We start from the raw sequence: 23866 nt of genomic DNA, 5'->3' as shown, positions 1-23866 counted from the left end.
ACAATAGGGGCCATGTCACACACGCCCCCCACCCGCGCCCTGCCCTGGCTGGAGCCTGGGCAGGCCTTCCCGCCCGTCCATACCGCCTGGGGAGAAAACGATCCCGCGCCAGGACTGCTCGCCGCCGGCGGCGTGCTGGACGTGCCGACCCTGATCGCCGCGTACTCACGCGGCATCTTTCCCTGGTACAGCGCGGGCCAGCCCATCCTCTGGTGGAGCACCGATCCCCGTATGGTGCTGGAGACTGCCGCCTTCCGGCTGCACCGCTCGCTGCGCAAGACCATCCAGTCCTTGCTGCGCGAGGGTCGCCTGCAGGTGCGTTTCGACAGCGACTTCGAACGTGTCATCCGCGCCTGCGCCTACACGCCACGCGCCGGCCAGAACGGCACCTGGATACTGCCGGCCATGGTGGAAGCCTACCTGCGCCTGCACGAAACCGGTATGGCACACAGCGTGGAGACCTGGATAGACGGCGACCTCGCAGGTGGGCTGTACTGCATCAACCTCGGGCAGATGGTCTATGGCGAGTCCATGTTCACACGGCGCAGCAACGCCTCCAAGATCGCTCTGGCCGCACTGGTGGCCTTCAGCCGCGCGCAAGGCGTGCCCCTGATCGATTGCCAGCAGGACACCGCGCACCTCGCTTCGCTGGGCGCCCGACTGATGCCGCGCGCCGAATTCTGTGACCATGTCCGCATGGCGCTGCCGCGCCCCGCGCCTGCATGGGAATTCCTCCCCGTATACTGGGCCCCACTCCTCCAGGATGACGGTCGTCTGGCGTGACCCACCTCAAAGAACTTCCCCTGCAGGCGCTGCAGTTCTATGCCACGGCGCCCTACCCGTGCAGCTACCTGCCGGACCGCCAGGCCCGCTCCCAGGTCGCCACGCCCAGCCACCTCATCCACAACGACGCCTACTCCGACCTGGTCACCCACGGTTTCCGGCGCAGCGGCATGTTCACCTACCGTCCCTACTGCGACGGCTGCCAGGCCTGCGTCCCGCTGCGCGTACCCGTGAACCGCTTCCAGGCCAGCCGCAGCCAGCGCCGCACCCAAGCCCGACACGGACACCTGCAGACGCGCGTGCTCAAGCTGTGCTTCATTCCCGAGCACTACCAGCTCTACCTGCGCTACCAGAACAGCCGCCATGCGGGCGGCGGCATGGACCATGACAGCATCGACCAGTACACGCAGTTCCTTCTGCAAAGTCGCGTCAACTCGCGGTTGATCGAATTTCTTGAGCCCGCCACCAACGGGCAACCGCCTCGCCTGAAGATGGTGTCCATCGTCGATGTGCTCAACGACGGCCTCTCGGCGGTCTACACCTTCTACGAACCCGAGGACCGGGCGAGCTACGGCACCTACAGCGTTCTCTGGCAGATCGAACAGGCCAGGGCCTTGGGCTTGCCGCACGTCTACCTTGGCTACTGGATCGGCGAGAGCAACAAGATGAACTACAAGGCGGGTTTCCAGCCGCATGAACTGCTGATCGACGGCCGCTGGACACCTTCCGTCTGAGCTCGGGCGCTCTATTGCGCCCCGCCTCACGGATTTCAATTTCATCTTGTAAAATTGCGGCCAACCGATTGCCGCCCATGACCAAACGCACCGAAACCCTCCCCAGCACCCCCACCGTGCAGGTGATCGAACGCATGTTCAACCTGCTGGAGGTGCTGGCCTCTCGCGAAGAGCCGGTCTCGCTGAAAGAAATCAGCGAGAAAACCGGCCTGCATCCCTCCACCGCCCACCGCATCCTCAACGACCTCACGATAGGCCGTTTCGTCGACCGGCCCGAGGCCGGTAGCTACCGGCTGGGCATGCGCCTGCTGGAACTGGGCAACCTCGTGAAGGCGCGGCTGAGCGTGCGCGACGCCGCCCTGCAACCCATGCGCGAGTTGCACAAACTCATCCAGCAGCCCGTGAACCTCAGCGTGCGCCAGGGCGATGAAATCGTCTATGTGGAGCGGGCGTACAGCGAACGTTCCGGCATGCAGGTGGTGCGGGCCATTGGAGGGCGCGCACCACTGCACCTGACTTCCGTGGGCAAGCTGTTCCTGGCGGATGACGAACCGCCCAAAGTGCGCGCCTACGCCACCCGCACCGGCCTGGCCGGCAACACCCGCAACAGCCTCACCCAACTGGCCACGCTGGAACGTGAACTCGCCCAGTGCCGCCAGGCCGGCGTGGCGCGCGACAACGAGGAACTGGAGTTGGGTGTGCGGTGCATGGCCGCGGGCATCTACGATGACCAGAGCAAGCTGGTCGCGGGGCTGTCGATCTCGGCGCCGGCCGATCGCATCGATGAAAGCTGGCTGCCCAAGCTCAAGGCCACGGCGGCCGAGATCTCCACGGCCCTGGGCTGCCCCAAGGTGCCCGCGCCCGCCAGCGCCGCCCGTTGAGCCGCGTTCAGCCCTGCGGCTGGTGGCGCACCATGGTGGCGCGAGGACCGTTGTGCAGCTCCACCCAGCGGCGCACGCGCTCGGCATCCTGCACGCGGGCCAGTTTGCCTGCGGAGTCCAGGAACACCATGATCAGTTGGCGCCCCGCCACCTTGGCCTGCATCACCAGGCAGCGGCCGGCCTCCGAGATGTAGCCGGTCTTCTGCAGGCCGATGTCCCAGTCTGAATTGCGGATCAGGCGGTTGGAGTTGATGTACTGCAGCGTGCGGCGTCCCAGATCGACCTCATAGCCGGGCGAGGTCGAGAGGTTGCGCAGGATCGGGCGCTCATAGGCCACCGAGACCAGAGTGGCCAGATCACGGGCACTTGAACGGTTGTCGCTGGACAGCCCCGTTGGCTCCACGTAGTGCGTATCGGCCATGCCCAGGGAAGCTGCCTTCTGGTTCATCAGCCGCACGAACTCGCGCAGGCCACCCGGGTACGTGCGGCCCAGCGCATGGGCCGCGCGGTTCTCGCTGGACATCAGCGCCAGATGCATCATCTCGCCCCGGCTCAGAGTGGTCCCCACAGCCAGACGCGAACGGCTACCCTTGACCGTGTCGATGTCGTCGCTGGTAATGGTGATGGATTCGTTCATGTCCAGATTGGCATCGGCGATCACCAGTCCGGTCATGAGCTTGGTGAGCGAAGCGATCGGCAGCACCGCGGAGTCGTTCTTGCTGAACAGCACCTCGTTGGTCTCTTGATCAATCACCAGCGCCACGCTGGAGTTGAATTCGAGCGCGTCGTCCTTCTCGCGCAGACCCAGCGATTCACCCACCGAGGGACGGTGCTGGATGGCGGCACGCACCACGGATGCCTGCTGGCGGGTTTCCGGCTTGCGCTTGACCGAGACGGCGTGCATGGTGGTGGCCTTGCCCCCGGCCATCTGCACCTTGACGCGTTGGCCGGCCTTGCTGGAAGCGGCCACCTTGGCCGAGCCCGAACGGCTCTTGCTGGCGACGGGGCTCTTGCGGGAAACGTCCTTGCGCTGGGCGACCTTCTCGCGCTGGGTGGACTTCTTGGCCACCGGAACCTTCTTCTGGCTCTTGACGACCTTGGTCTTGCCCTGGTTGCTGGCGGCCTGGGCAACCTGGGGCACCCCCAGCCATGTCAGACAGGCAACCAAAGTTGCACCCAGGAGGGCATTCTGGATCCGACCGACAGCTTTGACCATGACTTCACTCCGCAAACAAGAACCACGCCGGAGCGAAGTATAGTCAGCAGCAAAAAAACTAGCAATATCAAAAGCTTGGAAAATGTTCTTCAATGAACGGTAGAACAGATGGTACTTTTGGCATCATTTTTCGCGTTCATCGACAACATGTTCCCAAGTCTTTGATTCAGAACGAATTTACCCTTGCGCTGCGACCCGTTCGCCCTTGCTGTGCAGCTTGTTCAAGGCACTGAGGTACGCCTTGGCCGAGGCCACGACGATGTCCGGATCGGCACCCACGCCATTGACCACGCGGCCACCGTGCTGCAGACGCACCGTCACTTCGCCCTGGCTTTCGGTCGAGCCACTGGTGATGGCATTCACCGAATACAGCAGCAGCTCCGCCCCGCTCTTGACGTGTTGCTCAATGGCCTTGAGTGAAGCATCCACCGGACCGTTCCCATCGCTCTCGCCGAGAAACTCCTTGCCATCGACTGTGAACACCACACTGGCGTGAGGGCGCTCGCCCGTTTCGCTGCGCTGTGACAGCGACACCAGGCCGTACTGCTCCTTCTCGGGCGTCACGCTCTCATCGCTGCACAGGGCCAGAATGTCCTCGTCGAAAATCTCGCTCTTGCGGTCGGCCAGTTCCTTGAAGGCCGCGAAGGCGGTGTTGATCTCACCTTCCGAGGCCATTTCGATGCCCAGCTCCTGCAGGCGCTGCTTGAAAGCATTGCGGCCGCTCAGCTTGCCCAGCACGATCTTGTTCGCACTCCAGCCCACATCCTCGGCGCGCATGATCTCGTAGGTGTCGCGCGCCTTGAGCACGCCATCCTGGTGGATGCCGCTGGCATGCGCGAACGCATTGGCCCCCACCACCGCCTTGTTGGGCTGGACCACGAAGCCCGTGGTCTGGCTCACCATGCGGCTGGCCGGCACGATCTGTGTCGCATCGACGCCGACCGACAGGCCGAAGTAGTCCCGGCGCGTGCGCACCGCCATCACGATCTCCTCCAGCGAGCAATTGCCAGCCCGCTCGCCCAGACCGTTGATGGTGCACTCCACCTGGCGCGCACCACCGATCTTCACGCCAGCCAGAGAGTTCGCCACCGCCATGCCCAGGTCGTTGTGGCAATGCACGGACCAGACCGCCTTGTCGGAGTTGGGGACGCGCTCGCGCAGGGTGCGGATGAATTCGCCGTACAGCTCGGGCACCGCGTAGCCCACCGTGTCGGGAATGTTCAACGTGGTCGCCCCCTCCTTGATAACCGCCTCCAGCACACGGCAAAGAAAGTCCACGTCGCTGCGGTAGCCGTCTTCCGGGCTGAACTCGATGTCGTCCACGAGGTTGCGTGCAAAGCGCACCGACTGGATGGCCTGCTCCATCACCTGTTCGGGCGTCATGCGCAGCTTCTTTTCCATGTGCAGCGCGCTGGTGGCAATGAAGGTGTGGATGCGCGCACGGTTGGCGCCCTTGAGCGCCTCCGCGGCCCTGGCGATGTCGCGGTCATTGGCACGTGCCAGCGAGCAGACCGTCGAATCCTTGATGGTGTTGGCAATCGCCTGCACGCAATCGAAATCGCCATTGGAACTGGCCGCGAAGCCCGCCTCGATCACATCCACCTTCAGGCGTTCCAACTGGCGTGCAATGCGCAGCTTTTCGTCCTTGGTCATGGAGGCGCCGGGCGATTGCTCGCCGTCGCGCAAGGTGGTGTCGAAAATGATCAGTTTGTCGCTCATGGGGAAAGCTCCGTGGAGAGGTCGGTGGAGGCGCTGGTCTGTTCTTGTAGGCTGCACGCGCAAAGCGCATCAGGATACCCGAAGCGCGTCGGTCCGACGGCTGTGCGCCATACGCTGCAGGCCCGAGACGATCGCCTTGAAGGACGCGGACACGATGTTGGCGTCCATGCCGACGCCAAACACGGTATGGCTGTCGTCGACAAGCATTTCCACATAGGCCACAGCCTGGGCATGCGCGCCCGAATCGATCGCGTGCTCGTGGTAATCCAGCACGCGCAACGTGCGCCCCGTGGCCACCGTGAGACCGTTGACAAATGCATCGATCGGGCCGTTGCCGGCACCATCGATCGACACGACGCCGCCAGACAGCGGGACGCGGGCCGTCACGCGCACGCCTCGCCCCAAGGTGTCTTCCATGACCGGATGCAAGGGGGCCTGCACCTGATCCAGACCGTACTCGCGGGCAAAGATCTGCCAGAGATCCGCGGCGGACAACTCCTTGCCGTGGGTATCCATCACCGACTGCACCACCTGGCTGAACTCGATCTGCAGGCGACGGGGAAGCTCCAGGCCGTACTCGGTCTCCAGCAGATAGGCCATGCCCCCCTTGCCAGACTGGCTGTTCACGCGGATCACGGCCTCGTAGCTGCGCCCCAGGTCCTTGGGGTCGATGGGCAGGTAGGGAATGTTCCACACGTCGCCTTCGCGCCGCGCCGCGAAGGCCTTGCGGATCGCATCCTGATGGGATCCGGAGAAAGAGGTGTAGACCAGATCCCCCACATACGGATGGCGCGGATGCACGGGCAATTGGTTGCAGTGCTCTACCGTGCGGCGGATGTCGTCGATATCAGAGAAATCGAGCCCGGGCGAGACACCCTGCGTGTAGAGATTGAGCGCGACGTTGACGAGATCCAGGTTGCCCGTGCGCTCGCCATTGCCGAAGAGGCAGCCTTCGAGACGCTCGGCACCGGCCATGAGCGCGAGCTCTCCTGCCGCCGTGCCGGTTCCCCGGTCGTTGTGCGGGTGCACGGACAGAACAATGGCGTCGCGCCGCGCGAGGTGCCGGTGCATCCACTCGATCATGTCGGCAAACACGTTCGGCGTGCTGTGCTCCACCGTCGAGGGCAGGTTGATGATGCACTTGCGCTCAGGTGTGGGCTGCCAGACCGCCGTCACCGCATCGACGACACGCTTGGAAAAAGCCATCTCCGTACCAGAGAACATTTCGGGGGAGTACTGGAAGGTCCATTGTGTCCCCGGCTGCTGGGCCGCGAGCTCGCTGAACAGACGCGCGTGAGAGGCGGCGAGCTCGACGATCTGGTCCTCGTCCATGCCCAGGACCACCCGCCGCATCACGGGTGCCACCGCGTTGTAGAGGTGAACGATGGCGCGCGGCGCACCCTGCAAAGCCTCGAACGTGCGGCGGATCAGCGGTTCGCGGGCCTGCGTGAGCACCTGGATGGTGACGTCATCGGGAATCAGCCGCTCGTCGATCAGCCGGCGCAGGAAATCGAACTCCGTCTGTGAAGCCGAGGGAAAGCCGACCTCGATCTCCTTGAAGCCGATCTTGACCAGCAGACCAAACAGGCGCAGCTTGCGCTCGACGTCCATGGGCTCGATCAGGGCCTGGTTGCCGTCCCGCAGGTCGGTGCTCAACCAGATCGGGGCCCGGGTGATCACCGCATCGGGCCAGGTGCGGTCTTTCAGGCCCACAGGCTGGAAGGCGGCGTACTTGCTGGCGGGTTGCTTCAACATGATGGTCTTTCGTTGGAGGAAGGACCCGCAGCCCCAAATGAAAACGGCCCGCTGCGGGTGCAAACGGGCCGTTTGTAGGAAATCGCTCGCGCGCTACCAGTCCCGCCCGTGATGGACACCCAGTAGTAGCGAGAGCGAAATCTGGAACATGGGGAAGCAATGTATCACAAAGCGCGGGCAGGCCGCTCAGTCGTGCAGGCCGCGTTCGTCGGGCTCGTCCGTGGAGGTGCTGATCACGCTGGTAGGACGGCCTTTGGATTTGCGCCAGAAATAGAGCCCATAACCGGAAAGGCCATAGATCACGAACAAGCCGAACAGCACAGTAGGCGGGTGGATATTGATGACCGCGATGGCCAGCGCCACCAGCACGATTGCAGCAAAAGGCACGCTCTTGCGCAGGCTCAGATCCTTGAAGCTGTAGAACGGCACATTGGTGACCATGGTCAGCCCTGTATAGAGCGTGAGGGCGAACATCACCCATGTGACCTCCTGGGGCGGCACCTCAAGCTCGGTCATGAGCCAGATGAAGCCCGCCACCAGCGCCGCTGCCGCAGGTGACGGCAACCCTTGGAAATAGCGCTTGTCCACCACACCGGTGTTCACGTTGAAACGGGCCAGGCGAAGCGCCGCACAGGCGCAGTAGACAAAGGCCGCGATCCAGCCCCAGCGCCCCAGATCGCGCAGGGTCCACTCGTAGGCGATGAGCGCGGGAGCAGCACCGAAGGACACCATGTCCGAGAGCGAATCCATCTGCTCACCAAACGCACTTTGCGTGTTGGTCAGCCGCGCCACGCGGCCATCCAGGCTGTCCAGCACCATGGCCACGAACACGCCCACGGTGGCCAGGTCGTAGCGGCCATTCATGGCCATGACCACCGCGTAGAAGCCGCCAAACAGCGCCGCCAGTGTGATCATGTTGGGCAGCATGTAGATACCCTTGGGTCGCCGGGGGCGATCCTCGCCGATGGGTGTCTGGGGGTCGGTGCCGTCGTGCATATGTGTCTTGGGAGTCACCGGTCGGGCCCGGCACTGCTGAAAGCCGCAGTGTAAGCGAGTCGGGCAAAAGAAAAAGGCCACCGAAGTGGCCTCTTCAAAGCGCGCTGAGCAGCGCAGGCAGCAGCGCAGGCTGCTCCGTCAGTTCCGCGTCTGATCGACCAGCTTGTTCTTGGCGATCCAGGGCATCATGGCGCGCAGTTGGGCACCCACCACCTCGATGCTGTGATCGGCGGTGTTGCGGCGACGGGCCGTCATGCTCGGGTAGCCGGTACGGCCTTCCAGAATGAACATCTTGGCGTAGTCGCCATTCTGGATGCGCTTGAGCGCATTGCGCATGGCCGCGCGGGACTGCTCGTTGATGACTTCGGGGCCGGTCACGTATTCGCCGAACTCCGCGTTGTTGGAGATCGAGTAGTTCATGTTGGCAATACCACCTTCGTAGATCAGGTCCACGATCAGCTTGAGCTCGTGCAGGCACTCGAAGTAGGCCATTTCAGGGGCGTAACCGGCCTCGACCAGGGTCTCGTAACCCATCTTGATCAGCTCGACGGCGCCACCGCACAGCACGGCTTGCTCGCCGAACAGGTCGGTCTCGGTTTCTTCCTTGAAGTTGGTCTCGATGATGCCGGCCTTGCCGCCACCATTGGCCATCGCGTAAGACAAGGCCAGATCACGGGCCTTGCCGCTCTTGTCCTGGTGCACGGCCACGAGGTGGGGCACGCCGCCACCCTGGGCGTAGGTGCTGCGCACGGTGTGACCAGGCGCCTTGGGGGCCACCATCCACACATCCAGGTCGGCACGCGGGACGACCTGGTTGTAGTGGACGTTGAAGCCGTGCGCGAACGCCAGCGAACCGCCCTGCTTGATGTGGGGCTCGACGTTGTTGCGGTACACCTCGGCGATCTGCTCGTCGGGCAACAGGATCATGACCACGTCGGCCGCCTTGACGGCGTCATTCACTTCCATCACGGTCAGGCCCGCCTTGCCGACCTTGTCCCAGGAGGCTCCGCCCTTGCGCAGGCCCACGACGACCTTCACGCCGCTGTCGTTGAGGTTCTGTGCGTGTGCGTGCCCCTGGCTGCCGTAGCCGATGATGGCCACGGTCTTGCCCTTGATGAGGGACAGGTCACAGTCTTTGTCGTAGAAAACTTTCATGTTGGCTCCAGTTGAAGGCGTTTTTCAGGTTGTCTGAGAAGGGATTGTTCTGGTGAACGGCGGATTGTCGCTCACACCCGCAGGATGCGTTCACCGCGACCGATGCCGCTGGCACCGGTGCGCACGGTTTCCAGGATGGCCGCGCGGTCGATCGCCTCAAGAAAGGCGTCGTTCTTGGCCTGGTCGCCGGTGAGCTCGATGGTGTAGCTTTTCTCGGTCACGTCGATGATGCGGCCACGGAAAATGTCGGCCATGCGCTTCATCTCCTCGCGCTCCTTGCCCACCGCGCGCACCTTCACCATCATGAGCTCGCGCTCGGTGTAGGAGCCTTCGGTGAGGTCGACCACCTTGACCACTTCGATCAGGCGGTTGAGGTGCTTGGTGATCTGCTCGATGACGTCGTCCGAACCCGTGGTCTGGATCGTCATGCGCGACAGACTGGGGTCCTCGGTGGGTGCGACGGTGAGCGACTCGATGTTGTAGCCGCGGGCAGAGAAGAGCCCCACCACGCGGGACAGGGCGCCGGGTTCATTTTCCAGCAGGACAGCGATGATATGTTTCATGTGCGATTCCTCTTTTCGTCGCCCTCCCCCACGCACGGTAATGCGTGGGCTTGGCGAACAATAGATTCGTCTGGGGGAGGTCGAGCGTCGAGCGTGCGGCGTTGAGCGTGTTTCCCGCTCGGTACCGGACGCTCAACGCCCAACAGCGGATGTTCAAAGGTCTTCGGACCCCAGCAGCATCTCGGTGATGCCCTTGCCGGCCTGGACCATGGGGAACACGTTTTCCGTCGGGTCGGTGCGGAAGTCCATGAACACGGTGCGGTCCTTGAGCTTGCGCGCCTCGCGAAGGGCGGGCTCCACGTCCTGCGGACGCTCGATCAGCATGCCCACGTGGCCATAGGCCTCGGCGAGCTTCACGAAATTGGGCAGGGCATCCATATAGCTGTGGCTGTAGCGGCCTTCGTAGTCAAGCTCCTGCCACTGCCGCACCATGCCGAGGTAACGGTTGTTCAACGACACGATCTTGATCGGCGTGTTGTACTGCAGGCAGGTGGAGAGTTCCTGGATGCACATCTGCACCGAACCCTCACCGGTCACGCAGTAGACCTCGCTGTCCGGCTTGGCCAGCTTGATACCCATCGCATACGGAATGCCCACGCCCATGGTGCCCAGGCCGCCGGAATTGATCCAGCGGCGCGGCTCATCGAAGCGGTAGTACTGCGCGGCCCACATCTGGTGCTGCCCCACATCGGACGTGACGTAGGTGTCGGCGTCCTTGGTCATGTTCCACAGCGTCTCCAGCACGAACTGCGGCTTGATCACGTCCTGGTTGGTCCGGTCGTACTTCAGGCAGTCGCGCGAACGCCAGCCTTCGATGGTCTCCCACCAGGCCGCCAGTGCCTTGGCGTCGGGCTTGGAAGTGCTTTCGCGCACCATGCCGATCAACTCGGTGAGAACGTCCTTGACGTCGCCCACGATAGGCACGTCGACCTTGACCCGCTTGGAGATGCTCGAAGGGTCGATGTCGATGTGGATGATCTTGCGCTCGTTCTGAGCGAAGTGCTTGGGGTTGCCGATCACGCGATCGTCGAACCGCGCACCGACCGCCAGCAGCACATCGCAGTTCTGCATGGCGTTGTTGGCCTCGATGGTGCCGTGCATGCCCAGCATGCCCAGGAACTTGCGGTCCGAGGCCGGGTAGGCGCCCAGGCCCATCAGGGTGTTGGTCACCGGATAGCCCAGCATGTCGACCAGCGCACGGAGCTCCCCCGTGGCCTCGCCCAGGATCACGCCGCCGCCGGTGTAGATGTAGGGACGTTTGGCCGACAGCAGCAGTTGCAGCGCCTTGCGGATCTGCCCGCCATGGCCTTTGCGGACCGGGTTGTAGGAGCGCATCTCCACCGACGTCGGGTGCCCGTGATAGGCAGTCTTGTTGAAAGACACATCCTTGGGAATGTCGACCACCACCGGCCCGGGACGGCCGGTACGGGCGATGTGGAAAGCCTTCTTCAGCACCTCGGCCATCTGCCGCACATCCTTGACGAGGAAGTTGTGCTTGACGATAGGGCGCGTGATGCCGACGGTGTCGCACTCCTGGAAGGCGTCCAGGCCAATGGCGGCCGTCGGCACCTGGCCCGAGATGATCACCATCGGGATGGAGTCCATGTAGGCGGTGGCAATGCCAGTCACGGCATTGGTAAGGCCGGGACCCGAGGTCACGAGCGCCACGCCGACTTCGCCGGTGGCGCGCGCATAGCCGTCCGCCGCATGCACTGCGGCCTGCTCATGGCGCACCAGCACATGCTGAATGGTGTCCTGCTTGTAGAACGCGTCGTAGATGTGCAGCACCGCACCACCGGGATAGCCCCAGATGTACTTGACGCCCTCTGCCTGAAGGGACTTGACGAGGATTTCCGCGCCGCGGAGTTCTTGGGTGGCACCGCCGTGAGCGGCGGCAGCCGAGGCCAGTTCGGCCTTGCTGATTTCCATGATGAACCTTTCGAGAATTTCTCTGACGAAAAACCTTGGGTGCCTCTAGACCAACCCTTGTGGAGCGGTGTCGAGACTTGAGACCAATGGCCATGGGCGGACACATACCCCGCCGGACCCTGATCCGTTTGCCTTGTGTTGAATTGCAGCCGGGATTATCGCACCGCAACATCGCGTTGCCGCGTCCGCGCGGGACGGTCATGCAAAAAAACCGTCGTTTCGGGCGGCAATGCGACAATTCCGGACTTTGCACGGCTATCCGCCACTTTTTCGCGCCATGCCCGCTTCGTCAGCGCCGTCCTCTGCCTCCTCGCTTCCCTCGCCCGACCTCGTGGCGCCGCCGCTTCGTCGGCGCATGGCCTGCTGGCTCTATGAAGGCATGCTGATGTTCGCCGTGGTGTTCCTGGCGGATTACCTTTTCAGCTCGCTCAGCCAGAGCCGCCATGGCCTGGACAACCGCCTGCTGCGCCAGTCCTACCTCTTCGTGGTATTTGGCATCTACTTCACCTGGTTCTGGCACAAGGGCCAGACCCTGGCCATGAAAACCTGGCAGATCCGCATCGTGGACCGGCAGGGCCTGCCCGTAAGCCAGCCACGTGCTCTCTGGCGCTACGTGCTGGCCTGGTTGTGGCTGCTGCCGCCACTGGCCCTCGCGGGAGCCTTGCGGGCGTCTGGCGGCGAGTTGCTGGTGCTTTTGATCGGCTGGGTGCTGGTCTGGGCGTTGCTCTCGCGCTTCCATCCGCAGCGCCAGTTCCTGCACGACGCCCTGGCAGGCACCCGCCTGATCGCCGTGGTCGCCGTCCCCGCTCCTCGCACCACCACGCCCTGATCCACCCGCCATGCGAGAACCAGCCAATCGGGAACCCGTCAACGCCCAGAAGCAGCGAACCGGCCTCTCGCGCCTGTGGCATGCCTTCGGCTATTCCCTTGCCGGCCTGCGCGCGGGCTGGGGCGAGACGGCCTTCCGCCAGGAAGCCATTGCCGCCCTGTTGCTGCTTCCGGCGGCTTTCTGGCTGGGCCAGAACTGGCTGGAAACGGCCTTGCTGGCATCCGTGGTGGTGCTGGTCATGGTGGTCGAACTGCTCAACACAGGGATTGAAACCGCCATCGACCGCATCGGCCCCGAATGGCACGATCTCTCCAAACGCGCCAAGGACATGGGCAGCGCTGCCGTGCTGCTCAGCCTTCTGTTGTGTGCCGGCGTCTGGCTGGCCGCACTCTGGGCGCGCATGGGCTGACCCCTCACCTACCGCCCCAGTTTCCGATGAGCTCTCCCGCCTTTTCACTCTGCATCTACTGCGGCTCCCGTCCCGGCGCAGACCCTGCCTTCGCGGCCGTGGCCGAGCGCGTGGGCGCGTGGATCGGCCAGCGCGGCGGCCAGCTCGTTTACGGCGGCGGCCGCAACGGGCTCATGGGTATCGTGGCCGAAGCCACCCTGGCCGCCGGCGGGCGGGTGGTGGGCATCATTCCCAAGGCGTTGGTCGAAAAGGAATGGGCGCACCAGGGTTGCAGCGAACTGCATGTGGTGGACACCATGCACGAGCGCAAGCGCATGATGGCCGAGCGCGCCGATGCCTTTCTGGCGCTTCCTGGCGGCATCGGCACCTTCGAAGAATTCTTTGAAGTCTGGACCTGGCGCCAACTGGGCTACCACGACAAACCGGTCGGCCTGCTCAACACCCAGGGCTACTACGACGGCCTGATGGCCTTCGCCCGCAGCGCAGTGGCGCAAGAGTTCATGAACCCCTGGCAGATGGACCTCATCCGCGTGGACGACGATCCTGCCCGTCTGCTGCCCGAACTGGTCCAGGCCGCCGGCCTCGCGCCAGAAGCCCGCATCGAAGCCATCTGAAGCGGCGATCGGCCCCTCGGGAAACCGCGAAGCGGCGGAGCGTGGAGGCTATCGATCCGGCGCCGGGCCGCCTCCAAGCCGGATCAGCCCCCCTGGGGGGCAGCGACCCGCGCAGCGGCGGAGCGTGGGGGGTCTGTTCACACCGCCGTTTCGTCTTCTTCGCCAGTGCGGATGCGCACCACCCGCTCGACGGGGGTCACAAAAATCTTGCCGTCGCCGATCTTGCCGGTGCGGGCGGCGCGGATGATGGCATCCACACAGCGGTCGACGTCGTCGGTCTTGACCACCACTTCGACCTTGACCTTGGGCAAAAAGTCCACCACGTACTCGGCACCGCGGTAAAGCTCCGTGTGCCCTTTCTGGCGGCCGAAGCCCTTGACCTCGGTCACGGTGAGGCCGGTCACTCCCTGTTCGGCCAGCGCTTCGCGCACCTCTTCCAGTTTGAACGGTTTGATGACGGCGGTGATCTGCTTCATGCGGTGTCTCCGGAGCTGTGCAAAGAGGGTGACGGACGATTATGCCCAAGCCCCCGAGGGCCCTTCGTACACTCGGACATTGCCCGCTGGAGACCTTCATGCCCGCCGCCACCGCCCTGCCCCGCCATGTGCCTGTCGCCGTCGCTTACCGGGGCGGCCATCCGGAGAACATCCACCATGGCTCCGTCGCCGTGGTGAACACGCGAGGTGAGCTGCTGGCCAGCGTGGGTGACGTGGAGACCCCGCTGTTCACCCGATCCGCCCTGAAGCCCTTCCAGGCCATGCCGCTGGTGGCCCGCAATGCAGAAACACAGCGGCTGGAAGATGCCGACATCGCGCTGCTTTGCGCCAGCCACAGCGGTGAACCCATGCATGTGGAACGCGCGGCTTCGCTGCTGGCGCGCATTGGCGCGGACGAAACAACCCTGGCCTGCGGCACCCACGTGCCGTTCTTCTTCGGCGCCAACGGCTTGACGCCGCCACCCGAGGCGCGCTTCAACCGGCTGCACCACAACTGTTCAGGCAAGCACACGGGCATGCTGCTGCTGGCCGACGCCCTGGGGGCACCGCTGTCAGGCTATCTGGACAGGGCCCATCCGGTGCAGCAGGAGATCGCGCGCAGCGTCAGCCACTTCATGGACGTGCCGATGCATCGGTTGGTGCTCGGCACCGATGGCTGCAGCGCACCCAACTACGCAGTGCCGTTGAGGGCGCTGGCGCAGGGTTTCGCGCGCCTCACGCTGGCCACGCCGGACGCGGCCTACGGCGAAGCGCCCCTGCGCGTCGCACGCGCCATGAGCCGTCATCCCGAACTGGTCAGCGGCCGGGGCCGCAACGACCTGAGCCTGATGCGTGCGGGCCGTGGCGACTGGGTCAGCAAGGTCGGCGCCGACGGCGTGCAGGCCCTGGCGAGCTTCAGCCGCGGCATAGGCATCGCCGCCAAGGTGAGCGACGGTCAGCTCACCCCGCTCATGGTGGCCGTGATCGAGGTGCTGGAGCAACTTGGCTGGCTCGACGACGACAGCCGTACTGCGCTGGCCCGCCTCATGCCTGCGCCACTGAAAAACGCCGCCGGCATCGAAGTCGGCGAGATGCGTGCTGTGCTGTCCCTGTAAGGCCACTGCGGCGGGACGCGCCGTCTAGGCCCTGTACTTGCTGGTGATCGGATAGCGCCAGTCCTTGCCAAAGCTGCGGTGCGTGACGCGGATGCCCACCGGAGCCTGCCGGCGCTTGTATTCGTTGATCCGGATCAGCCGCACCACCTTGTCCACGTCGGCGCGCGCATAGCCTTCTGCCACGATGCTCTCCGGACTGTGGTCGTCTTCCATGTAGCGCGCGATGATCGCATCGAGCACGGCGTACTCGGGAAGGCTGTCCTGGTCTTTCTGGTCCGGGCGCAGTTCCGCACTGGGTGGCCGGGTGATGATGCGCTCGGGTATCGGGTTGGCACCGGTTCCAAAAGGGTCGTGCGCATTGCGCCAATGTGCCAAGCGGAACACCATGGTCTTGACGACGTCCTTGATGACCGCGAAGCCGCCGGCCATATCGCCATACAGCGTGCAGTAGCCGGTGGCCATCTCGCTCTTGTTGCCAGTGGTCAGCACGATGCTGCCAAACTTGTTCGACAACGCCATCAGCAGCGTTCCGCGGATACGCGCCTGCAGGTTCTCCTCGGTGGTGTCCTCGGGCAGGCCGGCGAACTCACTGGCCAGGCTGGCCTTGAAGGCCTCGAACTGCGGCCCAATGGCGATCTCGTCGTAGCGAACGTCCAGGCGAGCCGCCATATCGCGCGCATCGATCCAGGAGATGTCGGCGGTGTAGGGCGAGGGCATCATCACCGCGCGCACCTTGTCCTTGCCCAGGGCATCGACCGCGATGGCGAGCACCAATGCGGAGTCGATCCCACCCGACAAGCCCAGCAAGGCACCGGGAAAACCGTTCTTGCCGATGTAGTCGCGCACGCCCAGCACCAATGCGTGCCAGAGATCGGCCTCCGGACTGTGGGCGCGATCGGTCTCAGCGCTTATCTGCCACCCTGCGCCCGCGCGTGAAAACGCCACGTCGAACAGGGCCTCCGCAAAGCTCACGGCGCGCCCGGCCAGCGAGCCGTCGGCGGCGAGCACGAAGCTGCGCCCCTCGAACACGATTTCGTCCTGACCGCCCACCAGATGGGCGTAAACCATGGGCAGCCCCGTGGCCAGCACACGCTCGCGCATCGTGGCCTCGCGCTCGCCGCCCTTGCCCGCATGGAAGGGGGAAGCGTTGATCACCACCAGCAGTTCGGCACCGGCCGACTTGCAGTCGGCGGCGGGCGCGTCGAACCAGGCGTCCTCGCAGATGAGCAGGCCCGCACGCACCACACGGCCATCGTCCCCGGTCACGTCGAACACGCAAGGCTTGGCGCCCGGCTGGAAGTAGCGCCGCTCGTCGAACACCTGGTAATTGGGCAGCTCCCGCTTGGCGTAGGTGTGCGTGATACGCCCCTCGCACAGCACGCTGGCGGCGTTGTGCAGCCGGGCCACCGCCACGCTGCGTTCGCGCCGCAGCGCCTCGCCCTCGACCAACCGCGCCGGATGCCCCACCACGATGCACAGGCCTTTGAGGGCGGCCGTCTCACGGGCCACGGTTTTGAGGGCATCATCACAGGCATCGATGAAAGCCGGACGCAGAAACAGGTCCTCGGCGGCGTAACCGCACAGAGCCAGTTCGGGCGTGAGCAACAGGCGCACGCCGCGCGCATGGGCTTGCTGAGCGGCGTCGATGATTTTCCGGGCATTGCCCGCCATGTCGCCCACCACGAAATTGAGCTGGGCCACACAAATGGAGAGAGTCATGAGGTCTGGAAAACGGGCAGAGAAAGCGGCGCGCGGGCCGCGCGCGGGGGCCGGGCTTGGCTGAAAACGATTATGTCACCCGGGTCCTGTCCTCGCCGGCGGAGGTCTGCGCCGCGGACTGGAATGCCCTGCTTTCACGGGAAGCCGACCCCAGCCCCTTCATGCGCCACGAGTACCTGCTGGCACTGCACGACAGTGGCTGCGCGAACGAAGCCACCGGCTGGCAGGCCCGGCTCCTGACACTGTGGAGCGGCGCAGAGGAGCTGCAGGCGGCATGCCCGCTCTACCTCAAGAGCCATTCCTACGGGGAATACGTCTTCGACTGGGCCTGGGCGGACGCCTATGCGCGGCATGGCCTGCGCTACTACCCGAAAGCGCTGGTGGCCGTGCCGTTCACGCCAGTGCCCGGCGCCCGGTTGCTGGCCCGTGATGCGCCCGCGCGCACGGCGCTGCTGCATGCCCTGCTCGCCCTGGCGGAGGACGAAAAGCTCTCATCGCTGCACCTGTTGTTTGCCCAGCCGCAGGACGTGGCAGCGGCGCAGGCAGCAGGCCTGCTGTTGCGGCAAACCGTGCAGTTCCATTGGGAAAACAAGGCGCCTCATCTCCCGGCTGCGCCGGGGTCGGCCCCCTACTACCGGGACTTTGAGCACTTCCTGGCCGGCCTGCAGCAGGAGAAGCGCAAAAAGATCCGCCAGGAGCGGCGCAAGGTGGCCGAGGCCGGCGTGCGCTTTCGCTGGGCGCAGGGCACCGACATCACGCATGCAGACTGGGACTTCTTCTACCGCTGCTACGAACGCACCTACCTCGAACATGGCAACGCACCCTACCTCAGCCGGGATTTCTTCGAGCGCATGGCCAGCACCATGCCCGAGAACTGGCTGCTGTTCGTGGCCGAACACGAGAGCCAACCCATCGCCAGCAGCCTGATCGGCATTGACCCGGTTCGCAAGGTGGCGTACGGGCGCTACTGGGGTGCGCTGGCGCGGGTCGACTGCCTGCACTTCGAGGCCTGCTACCACCAGCCGCTGGCCTGGTGCATCGCGCACGGCTACCTGCGCTTCGAAGGCGGCGCGCAGGGTGAACACAAGATGGCACGCGCTCTTTTGCCGGTGGCCACGACCAGCGCGCATTGGCTGGCCCACCCGGGCTTTGCCGAAGCGGTGGAGCGCTACCTCGCGCGCGAGGGTGAAGGGGTCGGGCAGTACCTGGCGCATCTGGCGCAACGCTCGCCGCTCAAACAGGCGCCCCCCTCGCCTATAAACTCCGACTGATGGACGACGCCGACGCCTTCTTCACCCAGACCATCGTGGGTCCGCCCGTGACAGTGCTGCTTGGCCACCGAATGGACACGGCACAACTGGCGGCAGAGGGCCTGCGGGTGCAGCCGGCCACGGGTCTCGCACAACTGAGCGAGCAGTGGCTGTCCTGGGTGCTGCTTGGGCACGGCGCCACACCCGATGGACGGCCACGCCGTCGACCAGGCATCTGGCGCCGGCGGCTGGAACGCCACGCCCTGTGGCTGGCCGCCCTGGGGCTGCTGAGTCTGATGGCCACCCTTCTCGTTGTGCTGATGGCCCGCGCGGGCTGGATTCCACTGGGCTGACCATGGACCCCAAGGCGACTCAGGACACGCTCACCATCGATCCGATCGCGATGGCGGTGGTCAGCCGGGTCGCCGCGGGCAGCGTGCTCAGCGGCGACCTGGAGTTCGATGGCGGCCTGCTGGTACAGGGCACGCTCTCGGGCAACATCCGGGTTCGCGGACGACTCATCATCTGGACCGGCGGCTCGGTGCGAGGGCGCGTGCAAGTCGATGGCGACCTCTATCTCTTCGGTCAGTTGGGCGCCAGCGGCGCCAGCCCGCACGAGACCCACCTCGAATGCCAGGGCATGGTCTACATCTCCAAGACCGGGGTTTCCACCGGCACCCTGCTCGCGCGGCGCCTGCAACTCTACGAGGGAGCGAGCTTGCAAGGCCCTTTCAAGACGCTCAAACTCGACGCCAGCCCGCCAACACCCACGCAACGGCCCTGAACCCCATTTGCCATGAACGACTCCTACACCCCTTCCATCGTTGACGTTCCCGTGCCCCAGCATGCACCCCACCCACCCGTGCTCCAGGTGCCGGTGGGCAATGCCCTGAGTGCTGGCGCACCGCCCCAGGTGCAGCCGGTGGTGCTGACCGACGTGATCGACGGACCGCCCACGCGCAGCCTGATTGCCGAAGGCATGCTGTTCACCGGCAACGCGCAGTTGCGCGGCCCGTGCAGCATTGCCGGCGTGGTCGAGGGCAACCTGAGCCAGGCACCCGGCTCCGAGGCCGCCGTGGTGGTCACCGAGACTGGCCGTGTCAAAGGCGACATTTCGGCGGTCAAGATCTCCGTGATGGGACAGACCGAGGGCATTCTCGACGCTGGCCAGGGTGAGGTTTCGCTGCACGACACCGCGCGCGTGCAGGGCACCATCCGCTACGGTCGCATCCAGGTCAATGGCGCCGATCTCAACGCCACGCTGGAACGCGCCCTGGCGCCAGGCCAGACAGGCTGAGCCCCATCACCCCGTGAGCCACGTCCACCGTGACGCCCGAACCGCTGCCCTCCTCGCAGGCCCCGCACCCGCAGGCCGAGGCCATCCGGGTGGCCGCGCTGCAGGCGAGCTGGCGGCGCGACCGCCAGGTAGGCCGCAGGCGCCTCGCCTTGCGCTGGCTGGCATGGGCCTTCTGGCGCTATGGGCTCGCCTTGCTGCTGGTCCTGGCCTTTGCCGCCGCCGTAGGCCTGTGGGTGCATGGTGCCTCCCGGCCCACCCCGGCCATGCCCCGTTTCCTGGTATTGCCCCATACGCCCGCCACGGTCGAGCCGCCTGCACAGCCACCGCGCGCCCCATCCAACACACCTTGAAACGCCTGGAGCCCTAAGTCCATGACTGCCCAACCCGCCCCCACCCGGCTCGTCCCGGCCGAGCGCCTGAGCGCGATCACCAGCCTCATCGCCGAGGGTTCTGCATTCGAGGGCCATTTCCAGTCCAGCAGGGACCAGGGCATCAAGGTCGACGGCCACCTGCGCGGCAACATCAGCTTCGAATCCGGCGGCACCTTGCACGTGGGGGCCACCGGTGTGATCGAAAACACCCGCCTGGAAGCGGACTACGTGTTCATCGAGGGCAAGGTCACCGGCACGGTGATCGCCCGCAAGGCGCTGGAGATCGCCGGCTCGGGCACCCTGGTGGGAGACGCGAGCTACGACGACCTCATCGACCTGCACCCGCGCGCGCGAGTGCGGGGCAAGATCGAGTACCGCGGCGAACTCTGAACGCGCGGGGGGCGTTCAGCCCTTCTGCTGCTTCTGGTAGTTCGCGATGCCCTCGAGGATTTCCTGGTGGGCAGCTTCTTTCTCTTCCCAGCCCAGCACCTTGACCCACTTGCCAGGTTCCAGGTCCTTGTAGTGCTCGAAGAAGTGCTGGATAGTCTTGAGGCGCATCGGATTGAGGTCCGACGGTTTCTGCCACTGGGTGTAGATCGAAAGAATCTTGTCGATGGGCACGGCCAGCACCTTGCCGTCCTCGCCTGCCTCGTCCTGCATCTTCAGGATGCCGATGGCGCGGCACGGCACCACCACGCCCGGAATCAGCGGCACCGGGGTGATCACCAGCACGTCCACCGGATCCCCATCGCCCGAGATGGTCTGCGGCACATAGCCGTAGTTGGTGGGGTAGTGCATCGCCGTGCTCATGAAGCGGTCGACGAAGATCGCGCCGGTTTCCTTGTCGACCTCGTACTTGATGGGGTCGGCGTTCATCGGGATTTCGATGATCACGTTGAAGGATTCCGGAACGTTCTTGCCGGGAGTGACTTTGTCGAAGGACATGTTCGGAGAAGGCTTGGTTGAGAAAGACGTCGGACCACCGTGAAAGATGGCCGCCGAGGCGCCCGGCTATCGCGCGTGGGACCCGGACCCCTAGGATTTACCCTGATTTTACTGATTCCAGGCTGACATCCCGGGCCCCGCGCTGGTGCATCCAGGCCAATTGCCGCTAAATTCACGCCGTTGGCCAATCGTCCTGCTCGAGTACCGCTCACTGCGGTACCTGCCGGCAGCGAGGAAGCAACGCAGCGGGGGCATCCCCGGAGGCGTTGCCCCCTCCAAGTCGAAACAAGCAGGAGTCATTCATGGTTGGACAAAGTGCGTTGGTGTTCGCGCTGGTGTGCGGGCTGGTGGCCGTGGTCTACGGTTTCTGGTCGCGCAGCTGGATCCTTGCGCAGGACGCGGGCAATGCCCGCATGCAGGAAATTGCCGGAGCCATTCAGACCGGCGCCGCGGCCTATCTGGCCCGGCAATACAAGACGATTGCCATCGTGGGCGTGGTGATCACCATCCTCATCGGCATCTTCCTCGGTCTCACATCCGCCATTGGCTTCCTGCTGGGCGCGGTGCTCTCGGGAGCCTGCGGCTTCATCGGCATGAACATTTCGGTGCGCGCCAACGTGCGCACCGCCCAGGCGGCCACCAAGGGCATCGGCCCGGCGCTGGACGTGGCCTTCCGCGGGGGCGCCATCACCGGCATGCTGGTGGTGGGCCTGGGCCTGCTCGGCGTGGCCGGCTTCTTCTGGTTCCTGATCGGCGGCGGCGCTGCCGCTTCGGGCACCAGCCTGGCCGCCACGCTGAACCCACTGATCGGCTTCGCCTTCGGGTCCTCGCTGATCTCCATCTTCGCGCGCCTGGGCGGCGGCATCTTCACCAAGGGCGCCGACGTCGGTGCCGACCTGGTGGGCAAAGTCGAGGCGGGCATCCCCGAGGACGACCCGCGCAACCCCGCCGTGATCGCCGACAACGTCGGCGACAACGTGGGTGACTGCGCCGGCATGGCGGCCGACCTGTTCGAGACCTACGCGGTCACCCTGATCGCCACCATGGTGCTCGGCGCGCTGATGGTCGCGGCCGCTCCCATGCAGGCCGTGCTCTATCCGCTGGTTCTGGGCGGCGTGTCCATCATCGCATCCATCATCGGCTGCTTCTTCGTCAAGGCCAGCCCCGGCATGAAGAACGTGATGCCCGCGCTCTACAAGGGCCTGGTCATTGCCGGCGTGCTGTCGCTGATCGCCTTCTGGTTCGTCACCGCATGGATCATCCCGGACAACGCCATCGCCGCCAGCGGCAGCCAGTTGCGTCTCTTTGGCGCCTGCACCGTGGGCCTGGTGCTCACCGGCCTGCTGGTCTGGATCACCGAGTTCTACACCGGCACCCAGTACAGCCCGGTCAAGCACATCGCGCAAGCCTCTACCACCGGCCACGGCACCAACATCATTGCCGGCCTGGGCGTGTCCATGCGATCCACGGCCTGGCCGGTGCTGTTCGTCTGCGCCGCCATCGTGGCCGCCTACGCACTGGCGGGCCTCTACGGCATCGCGGTCGCGGCCATGGCCATGCTGAGCATGGCCGGCATCGTGGTGGCACTCGACGCCTACGGCCCCATCACCGACAACGCCGGCGGCATCGCCGAGATGGCCGAACTGCCCAGCAGCGTGCGCGACATCACCGACCCGCTGGACGCCGTGGGCAACACCACCAAGGCGGTGACCAAGGGCTACGCCATCGGCTCGGCCGGCCTGGCTTCCCTGGTGCTGTTTGCCGACTACACCCACAAGCTGGAAACCTACGGCGCCAAAGTCAGCTTCGACCTCAGCGACCCGCTGGTCATCATTGGCCTGTTCATCGGCGGCATGATTCCCTACCTCTTCGGCGCCATGGCCATGGAAGCGGTGGGCCGCGCGGCCGGCTCTGTGGTGGTGGAGGTGCGGCGCCAGTTCAAGGAGATCCCCGGCATCATGGAAGGCACGGCCAAGCCAGAGTACGGCAAAGCGGTGGACATGCTGACCTCCGCGGCCATCAAGGAAATGATCGTGCCCAGCCTGCTGCCGGTCGTGGTTCCCATTCTGGTAGGCGTTTTCCTGGGGCCGAAGGCCTTGGGCGGCCTGCTCATGGGCACCATCGTGACCGGGCTCTTCGTGGCGATTTCCATGTGCACCGGTGGCGGCGCCTGGGACAACGCCAAGAAGTACATCGAGGATGGCCATCATGGCGGCAAGGGCAGCGAGGCCCACAAGGCCGCCGTCACCGGCGACACCGTGGGCGATCCCTACAAGGACACGGCGGGACCGGCGGTGAACCCGCTCATCAAGATCATCAACATCGTGGCCCTGCTGATCGTGCCGCTGCTGCCGCTGGCCGGCTGACGCGGGCCACCCAGCCCGATGCTCAGGAGGCCCGCTTCGGCGGGCCTTTTTTCCGCCCGGCGTGCGGGCCCGCCAGCCTGCGCACCACCTCGCTGGCCGCAGGCACCAGGCGATTCAGTTGCGCCGCCTCGCCTCGCTCGATGGCCAGCAGAATCAGCTCATGGATGCCGCCAACCGCTGCCACGGCCATCTCGGGCGGCAGGGACGCTCCATCCGCATCGATGGTCTGCAGCATGAAATCCGCGAGGTGCTGCATCACCTCGCGGCGCACCTGGTCACCAGCGGGCCCGAGGTAATGGATCTCGACGAACAGCATGCGCACCAGTTCGGGACCAGCCGCCAGGTGCGCCAGGTAGGCACCCAGCGCACGCTCCAACTGGTCCTGCCACGGCTGCTGGGCATCCACCGCGTCGCGCAGTGTGCGCAGTGCGGAGGCACTGGCGGCGCGGTAGAGCGCGAGGAAACAGTCTTCCTTGCCGGTGAAATGCTCGTAGAAGGTCCGCTTGGACACCCCGGCCTCGGTCACCACGGACGCGATGGACGCCGCAGCCAGGCCCTGGCTGGCCGCCACGCAAGCCATGGCCTCCAGCAGGCGGTTGCGGTGGTCGCTGGCGGGGGAAGCGGCGTGGGACTGCGGCGTGCGGCTCATCGCGCGATTATCCGTTGGCTGGCTTGACAGACCGGCTCCAGGCCCTCACCATGGCGAGTTGGTACCGATTGGTACCAACCCCTTCCCCATTCGAT

Annotated in this window: 25 protein-coding genes; 14 read left to right on the top strand and 11 right to left on the bottom strand. The window is 65.1% G+C overall.

Annotated features, from left to right (window positions below; all coding sequences use genetic code 11):
• Positions 1-12 precede the first annotated feature (12 nt).
• The 3 genes from aat to KIT53_RS13475 all read left to right on the top strand — a co-directional run bounded on the left by aat (position 13) and on the right by KIT53_RS13475 (position 2398).
• Positions 13-783, top strand: coding sequence for a leucyl/phenylalanyl-tRNA--protein transferase (aat, locus tag KIT53_RS13485; RefSeq protein WP_297753263.1), 771 nt, complete (start codon positions 13-15; stop codon positions 781-783).
• Entirely contained in the window at positions 780-1517 is a 738-nt protein-coding gene (locus KIT53_RS13480) for an arginyltransferase (protein WP_297753261.1), read from the top strand. The genes aat and KIT53_RS13480 overlap by 4 nt, the downstream gene beginning before the upstream one ends.
• A gap of 77 nt (positions 1518-1594) precedes the next feature.
• Positions 1595-2398 (top strand): IclR family transcriptional regulator, encoded by an 804-nt coding sequence (locus tag KIT53_RS13475; RefSeq protein WP_297753259.1) that lies wholly within the window; start codon positions 1595-1597, stop codon positions 2396-2398.
• A gap of 7 nt (positions 2399-2405) precedes the next feature.
• Here KIT53_RS13475 and KIT53_RS13470 read toward each other — a convergent pair whose 3' ends face one another.
• From KIT53_RS13470 to KIT53_RS13440, 7 genes are all read right to left on the bottom strand, one after another.
• Positions 2406-3614 (bottom strand): serine hydrolase, encoded by a 1209-nt coding sequence (locus KIT53_RS13470; RefSeq protein WP_297753257.1) that lies wholly within the window; start codon positions 3612-3614, stop codon positions 2406-2408.
• Positions 3615-3791: 177 nt separating this feature from the next.
• Positions 3792-5333, bottom strand: a complete 1542-nt coding sequence (locus tag KIT53_RS13465) for a 2-isopropylmalate synthase (protein WP_297753255.1) — start codon at positions 5331-5333, stop codon at positions 3792-3794.
• A 69-nt stretch (positions 5334-5402) separates the two neighbouring features.
• Complete coding sequence (gene leuA, locus KIT53_RS13460) at positions 5403-7088, bottom strand: 2-isopropylmalate synthase (protein WP_297753253.1); 1686 nt, start codon at positions 7086-7088, stop codon at positions 5403-5405.
• A gap of 186 nt (positions 7089-7274) precedes the next feature.
• Positions 7275-8084 carry a CDP-diacylglycerol--serine O-phosphatidyltransferase gene (gene pssA / locus KIT53_RS13455; RefSeq protein ID WP_297753251.1) on the bottom strand — a complete coding sequence of 270 codons (810 nt, stop codon included), beginning with the start codon at positions 8082-8084 and terminating at the stop codon, positions 7275-7277.
• A gap of 138 nt (positions 8085-8222) precedes the next feature.
• Positions 8223-9239: a ketol-acid reductoisomerase gene (gene ilvC, locus KIT53_RS13450; RefSeq protein WP_297753249.1), complete on the bottom strand. Its 1017-nt coding sequence runs from the start codon at positions 9237-9239 to the stop codon at positions 8223-8225.
• A gap of 71 nt (positions 9240-9310) precedes the next feature.
• Entirely contained in the window at positions 9311-9802 is a 492-nt protein-coding gene (ilvN, locus tag KIT53_RS13445; RefSeq protein ID WP_297753247.1) for an acetolactate synthase small subunit, read from the bottom strand.
• 153 nt (positions 9803-9955) lie between these two features.
• On the bottom strand, positions 9956-11731 hold the full coding sequence (locus KIT53_RS13440) for an acetolactate synthase 3 catalytic subunit (RefSeq protein WP_297753245.1): 1776 nt from the start codon (positions 11729-11731) through the stop codon (positions 9956-9958).
• Between the two features lie 277 nt (positions 11732-12008).
• On the opposite strand from KIT53_RS13440, the gene KIT53_RS13435 reads away from it, so the two are divergent.
• From KIT53_RS13435 to KIT53_RS13425, 3 genes are read left to right on the top strand one after another with little or no spacing between them, the layout of a single operon-like run.
• The gene (locus KIT53_RS13435; RefSeq protein WP_297753243.1) at positions 12009-12560 is read left to right on the top strand and encodes an RDD family protein; all 552 of its coding nucleotides are present in this window, start codon (positions 12009-12011) and stop codon (positions 12558-12560) included.
• Positions 12561-12570: 10 nt separating this feature from the next.
• On the top strand, positions 12571-12969 hold the full coding sequence (locus KIT53_RS13430; protein ID WP_297753241.1) for a diacylglycerol kinase: 399 nt from the start codon (positions 12571-12573) through the stop codon (positions 12967-12969).
• Between the two features lie 26 nt (positions 12970-12995).
• Positions 12996-13583: a TIGR00730 family Rossman fold protein gene (locus KIT53_RS13425; protein ID WP_297753239.1), complete on the top strand. Its 588-nt coding sequence runs from the start codon at positions 12996-12998 to the stop codon at positions 13581-13583.
• Between the two features lie 137 nt (positions 13584-13720).
• Here KIT53_RS13425 and KIT53_RS13420 read toward each other — a convergent pair whose 3' ends face one another.
• Positions 13721-14059 carry a P-II family nitrogen regulator gene (locus tag KIT53_RS13420; protein WP_297753237.1) on the bottom strand — a complete coding sequence of 113 codons (339 nt, stop codon included), beginning with the start codon at positions 14057-14059 and terminating at the stop codon, positions 13721-13723.
• 98 nt (positions 14060-14157) lie between these two features.
• On the opposite strand from KIT53_RS13420, the gene KIT53_RS13415 reads away from it, so the two are divergent.
• Positions 14158-15174 (top strand): asparaginase, encoded by a 1017-nt coding sequence (locus KIT53_RS13415; protein ID WP_297753235.1) that lies wholly within the window; start codon positions 14158-14160, stop codon positions 15172-15174.
• A 24-nt stretch (positions 15175-15198) separates the two neighbouring features.
• On the opposite strand, the gene KIT53_RS13410 is transcribed toward KIT53_RS13415, so the two are convergent.
• A complete protein-coding gene (locus tag KIT53_RS13410) occupies positions 15199-16893 on the bottom strand; it encodes an NAD+ synthase (RefSeq protein WP_297753233.1) in 1695 nt (564 codons plus the stop codon).
• A gap of 56 nt (positions 16894-16949) precedes the next feature.
• On the opposite strand from KIT53_RS13410, the gene KIT53_RS13405 reads away from it, so the two are divergent.
• Genes KIT53_RS13405 through KIT53_RS13380 form a run of 6 tightly spaced genes read left to right on the top strand, consistent with a single transcriptional unit; the run spans position 16950 to position 20201 of the window.
• Positions 16950-18164, top strand: coding sequence for a GNAT family N-acetyltransferase (locus KIT53_RS13405; RefSeq protein WP_297753231.1), 1215 nt, complete (start codon positions 16950-16952; stop codon positions 18162-18164).
• Entirely contained in the window at positions 18164-18496 is a 333-nt protein-coding gene (locus KIT53_RS13400; protein ID WP_297753229.1) for a hypothetical protein, read from the top strand. Before KIT53_RS13405 ends, KIT53_RS13400 begins: the two co-directional genes overlap by 1 nt.
• 2 nt (positions 18497-18498) lie before the next feature.
• Positions 18499-18927, top strand: coding sequence for a polymer-forming cytoskeletal protein (locus KIT53_RS13395; protein ID WP_297753227.1), 429 nt, complete (start codon positions 18499-18501; stop codon positions 18925-18927).
• 12 nt (positions 18928-18939) lie between these two features.
• Positions 18940-19440, top strand: coding sequence for a polymer-forming cytoskeletal protein (locus KIT53_RS13390; protein ID WP_297753226.1), 501 nt, complete (start codon positions 18940-18942; stop codon positions 19438-19440).
• 29 nt (positions 19441-19469) lie between these two features.
• Complete coding sequence (locus KIT53_RS13385) at positions 19470-19790, top strand: hypothetical protein (RefSeq protein ID WP_297753224.1); 321 nt, start codon at positions 19470-19472, stop codon at positions 19788-19790.
• Positions 19791-19811: 21 nt separating this feature from the next.
• Positions 19812-20201: a polymer-forming cytoskeletal protein gene (locus KIT53_RS13380; protein ID WP_297753222.1), complete on the top strand. Its 390-nt coding sequence runs from the start codon at positions 19812-19814 to the stop codon at positions 20199-20201.
• 15 nt (positions 20202-20216) lie between these two features.
• Here the strand turns inward: KIT53_RS13380 and ppa are convergent, their stop codons facing one another.
• Positions 20217-20756 carry an inorganic diphosphatase gene (ppa, locus tag KIT53_RS13375; protein WP_297753219.1) on the bottom strand — a complete coding sequence of 180 codons (540 nt, stop codon included), beginning with the start codon at positions 20754-20756 and terminating at the stop codon, positions 20217-20219.
• A 302-nt stretch (positions 20757-21058) separates the two neighbouring features.
• On the opposite strand from ppa, the gene KIT53_RS13370 reads away from it, so the two are divergent.
• Entirely contained in the window at positions 21059-23122 is a 2064-nt protein-coding gene (locus tag KIT53_RS13370; protein WP_297753217.1) for a sodium-translocating pyrophosphatase, read from the top strand.
• Positions 23123-23144: 22 nt separating this feature from the next.
• Here KIT53_RS13370 and KIT53_RS13365 read toward each other — a convergent pair whose 3' ends face one another.
• Positions 23145-23771: a TetR/AcrR family transcriptional regulator gene (locus tag KIT53_RS13365; RefSeq protein WP_297753215.1), complete on the bottom strand. Its 627-nt coding sequence runs from the start codon at positions 23769-23771 to the stop codon at positions 23145-23147.
• Between the last annotated feature and the right edge of the window lie 95 nt (positions 23772-23866).

It is taken from the genome of Hydrogenophaga sp., from assembly GCF_026125785.1.
In the GTDB taxonomy this organism is placed as follows: domain Bacteria; phylum Pseudomonadota; class Gammaproteobacteria; order Burkholderiales; family Burkholderiaceae_C; genus Hydrogenophaga.
This window is presented reverse-complemented; position numbering and strand designations above follow the sequence as displayed.